Source organism: Gordonia sp. (in: high G+C Gram-positive bacteria), assembly GCF_012515855.1.
Taxonomy (GTDB): domain Bacteria; phylum Actinomycetota; class Actinomycetes; order Mycobacteriales; family Mycobacteriaceae; genus Gordonia.
The window spans coordinates 1-3790 of the sequence record NZ_JAAYXO010000017.1; the positions used below are offsets into that span (position 1 = coordinate 1).

At 68.5% G+C, this 3790-nt stretch carries 5 protein-coding genes and 1 pseudogene; all 6 read right to left on the reverse strand.

Annotated elements, in window-relative coordinates:
- Positions 1-100 (reverse strand): annotated as a pseudogene (locus GX543_RS01090) (VOC family protein); the annotation flags it as partial.
- A gap of 127 nt (positions 101-227) precedes the next feature.
- Complete coding sequence (locus GX543_RS01095) at positions 228-956, reverse strand: anti-sigma factor (protein WP_290849242.1); 729 nt, start codon at positions 954-956, stop codon at positions 228-230.
- Positions 953-1531, reverse strand: a complete 579-nt coding sequence (sigK, locus tag GX543_RS01100) for an ECF RNA polymerase sigma factor SigK (RefSeq protein WP_290849244.1) — start codon at positions 1529-1531, stop codon at positions 953-955. Before sigK ends, GX543_RS01095 begins: the two co-directional genes overlap by 4 nt.
- 106 nt (positions 1532-1637) lie before the next feature.
- Positions 1638-2420 carry an ABC transporter permease gene (locus GX543_RS01105; RefSeq protein ID WP_290849246.1) on the reverse strand — a complete coding sequence of 261 codons (783 nt, stop codon included), beginning with the start codon at positions 2418-2420 and terminating at the stop codon, positions 1638-1640.
- Entirely contained in the window at positions 2410-3474 is a 1065-nt protein-coding gene (locus GX543_RS01110) for an ATP-binding cassette domain-containing protein (protein WP_290849249.1), read from the reverse strand. The genes GX543_RS01105 and GX543_RS01110 overlap by 11 nt, the downstream gene beginning before the upstream one ends.
- 7 nt (positions 3475-3481) lie before the next feature.
- A complete protein-coding gene (locus GX543_RS01115) occupies positions 3482-3739 on the reverse strand; it encodes an MbtH family protein (protein ID WP_290849247.1) in 258 nt (85 codons plus the stop codon).
- Positions 3740-3790 lie beyond the last annotated feature (51 nt).

The window sequence follows — 3790 nt, forward strand, 5'->3', positions numbered from 1 at the left end:
AGCCGAAGAGGGAACCGTAGAACTCGGTGGCGCGGTCCACGTCGCTCGTCATCAAGTCGAACCAGATCGGGGCGCCGGGAGCGGCGGAGTAGGACGGCATCGCAGGTCTCGCTTTCGGTCACGGGAAGGTGGGTTCGAACTCGTGCTACGAGATGTCGATTCTTCCCGAGGCTGCCCGGCCCTGTCGACGGCATTTGGGGGATATGGGCAATTGGGAGACAGGCGCGTCAGATCTTCACCTGACCCAGCAGCGGCAGTGTGGGCGACGACGATCCGCCGCGAGGCTCGAGGGTCACGGCGAAGGCCTGTGTGCCGTCCAGCCCGTCCACCACAAGCGGGCCCGCGGCCGACGCGTCGAGCAGACCGGCGGACACGGGCGACTTGCGGTCGTCGACCATCCACAACTGCAGTGTGCTGTCGTCGGGTAGCGGTGCCGCGGCGCCGCGCACGGTGGCCACCGCCCGATTGAGCGATCGGGAACTGACGATGTTCAGGGTGCCCCGAGCATCCGACAGCGTCTCGGTCGACAGGACTGCGTCGGGGGCGGAGAAGACCGCGGCCGCGGCGTCGCCCTGTGCGGTGGTCGCGGGAGGGGGGTCGGGGGCCGTGGTCCTGCCGATGATGGCCCCCGCGCCGATCGCGATGGCGATGGCCGCTGCCGCGATGGACACCACCGCGGCGAGCCGTCGGCGCCCGGTCGGCTCCGGACGGCTCTGCCGGATCCCGGAGTCGAAGTCGGCGAGGATCCGAGCCCGCAAGAGTTCGGGTGCCTCGCTCGTGTAGCGACGGGCATAGTCGTGCATCAGGTTCTGCACGTCGGCGATCTGCTCCTCGTACGCGGCACGAGTGGCGGGGGCGAGCTGCGCGAGCTGCGTCTGCATCTCGTCGTGCTCGTCCGCGGGGAGACTGTCGATGGCATAGAGCTCGACGTGGTCGTCCAGCCAGTCCCGGTTCATGATCGTTCTCCCGTCTTGACACAGTCGCGCAGGCTGCGGAGCCCGTCGCGAATGCGGGACTTGATGGTCGGCAGCGGAGTCGAGGTCTGGGCGGCCACCTCGGGGTAGGTCATACCGCCGAAGTACGACATCTCGATGCTGTTGCGTTGCAGATCGGTGAGTCTGCCGAGGCATCGACGCAGCGTGATCCGCTCGTCGCGGCGTTCCACCGATTCCTCGACCGGGGCCGGGGGGACGGCGGCGTTGGCGTTCGCATACTCCGTCCCCCGCCTGCGGTGCACTTCCTCCGACCGGATGCGGTCCACCGATCGGCGGTGGGCAATGGTCAGCATCCAGTTGACGACGCCGCCGCGGGACCGGTCGTAGCGGTCGGCGTGCTGCCAGAATTTGAGGTAGCACTCCTGCACCACTTCTTCGGCGTGGCCGCGGTCGTTGATGACGCGTAGGACGAGGCCGTACACGCGGGCACTGGTGAGGTCGTACAGACGCGCGAACGCACGGTGGTCGCCTGCCGCGGATTGCGTCAGCAGGAGCGCCAGTTCGTCGTCCTGGACCCGGCTGGGATGCGTGGTCATCTCTTCACCGTAACCACGCGGCTTGGCTCCCCGCCGCGATCGACGTGCGCTGATCGCTGGTCGCGAGCTCGCCCGTCCTCGGCATGCCGCATTCCCCGACCCGCGGTCATCGCCGTGCCGATCGCCGGTAGAGCCAGAGTGAGAGCGGCACGCAGACGGCGAGCACGACGCCGCACCATCCCAGCGCATAGACCAGTGCGTGATCGGCGGGCCAGCCCGCAGGCTCCGGGAAGTCCGGGGGCGCGGCATTGCCGAACAGCTCTCGGGAGGCGGTCGCGACGGCCGTGACCGGATTCCACTCGGCGATGGCCCGCAACGGACCGGGCAGGCTGGCCGCGGAGATGAACGCGCTCGACAGGAAGGTCACCGGGAACATCCACAGGAAGCCGATGCTCTGGGCCACCTCGACATTGCGGGCCGCCAAACCGGTGACGGCGCCGACCCAGGCCATGGCGAAGGCGAACACCAGGAGGAGGGCGAACGCGATCAGGGCGTCGATCGCGCTGCCGCGGATGCGCCAACCGATCAGCAGCCCGCACACCACCATCACCGCCAGCCCGACGACCCCGAGCACCATGTCGGAGACCACGCGTCCGGTGATCACCGCCAGCCGCGACATGGGCAGCGACCGGAGTCGGTCGACGATGCCGTCCGACAGGTCGTTCGCCAGCCCGACCGTGGTGAACGCCGAATTGAACAGCATCGTCTGCGTGAAGATGCCGGCCATCAAGAACTCCCGGTACTGGCCGCCGCCGAGAGTCGCGCCGAACACGTACGCGAACAGGAAGACGAACATCAGCGGCTGCACGGTGGCGCTGACCAACAGCGTCGGAATGCGTCGGACGGTGATCAGGTTGCGCTCCACCAGGACGGCGGTGTCAGTGAACAAGTGCTGCTCCTTCCCGGGCACTGTCGGCTGCTCGATCCGGATCGGGACTCGCCGATTCGGTGAGGGTGAGGAAGACGCTTTCGAGCGTGGGTGCGGTGACCGAGGCGTCGATCACCTCGACGCCGATCGTCTGCAGCGACTTCACCGCCGAGACGGCGCTGCGGGTCCCGGCATCGATCGGCACCTGAAACTGCAGATCGTCGATCTGCTCGGGCTGTCCGGAACCGACGTCGGCCAAGGCCATCATCACGTCGACGGCTCGACATTGCGCGCCCACTCGAGCCACGCGGACGGTCAGTGAGGCGTTGCCGAACTCGCGCTTGAGAGCGTCCGGGGTGCCGCGTGCGTGCACCGCGCCGTCGTACAGAACGGTGACGTCGTCGGCGAGCTCGTCGGCCTCCTCCAGATACTGGGTGGTGAGGAGGATGGTGGTGCCTGCGTTCCGCAGGTCCTGCACCGCGTTCCAGATCTGTCTGCGACCGCGGGGGTCGAGCCCGGTGGTCGGCTCGTCGAGGATCACCAGTCGCGGCCGGTTGATGATGGCTCCGGCCAGATCGAGGCGTCGTCGCATGCCGCCGGAGTACGTCCGCATCGGCCGGTCGGCAGCAGCGACGAGATCGAGTTCCTCGATCATGCTGCGCGCCCGCGCCGATGCCTCCCTCCGAGACATCCCGTAGAGCTGCGCCACCAGCCGCAGGTTCTCGAACCCGCTGAGCGTGCCGTCGACCGCCGCGTACTGACCGGAGACGCCGATCCGTTCGCGGACGGTCCCCGGGTCGGCGGTCGCGTCGACGCCGTCGATCAGCACCTGGCCCGAGTCGGGTTGCAGGAGTGTCGCGACCATCGCCACCGTGGTGGTCTTGCCCGCCCCGTTGGGGCCGAGGATCGCGTGAATCGATCCGGCGGGCACGGACAGGTCGAGGTGATCGACGGCGACGTGCGCGCGGCCGCGGCCGAGCACGCCCGGCTGGAACGTCTTGGTGACACCGCGCAGTTCCAGGGCGGGAACGGGCGGGGAGGCCCGATGAGACGCCCCGCGGGCGGTCGCGTCGATGTCCGGATCAACCGTGGATGCGCTGTGTCGTCCCACTGTCCACCTCCCCCGACGCCCGGCTCATCGATTCCACGAGACTCGCGGGCCGCATGTCCGTCCAGTTGACCTCGACGTAGTCGAGGCATTCGCGGTGGCCGTCGGGGCCGAAGACGCGTGTCCATCCGTTGGGGACCGGAGCGAACTCGGGCCACAGGGAATGTTGGCGCTCGTGGTTCACCAGGACCAGGAAGGTGCCGTCGGTGTCGTCGAACGGGTTGGTGCTCATCGTGACTCCTTTCGTTGGGTGGTGCGATGCGGGTGGAGCATCGCGTCCGGG

Bases quoted from the DNA above. Each gene is read 5' to 3' on its own strand.
- sigK (WP_290849244.1), bottom strand. From the start codon at position 1,531: ATGACCACGCATCCCAGCCGGGTCCAGGACGACGAACTGGCGCTCCTG.
- GX543_RS01115 (WP_290849247.1), bottom strand. From the start codon at position 3,739: ATGAGCACCAACCCGTTCGACGACACCGACGGCACCTTCCTGGTCCTG.
- GX543_RS01095 (WP_290849242.1), bottom strand. From the start codon at position 956: ATGAACCGGGACTGGCTGGACGACCACGTCGAGCTCTATGCCATCGAC.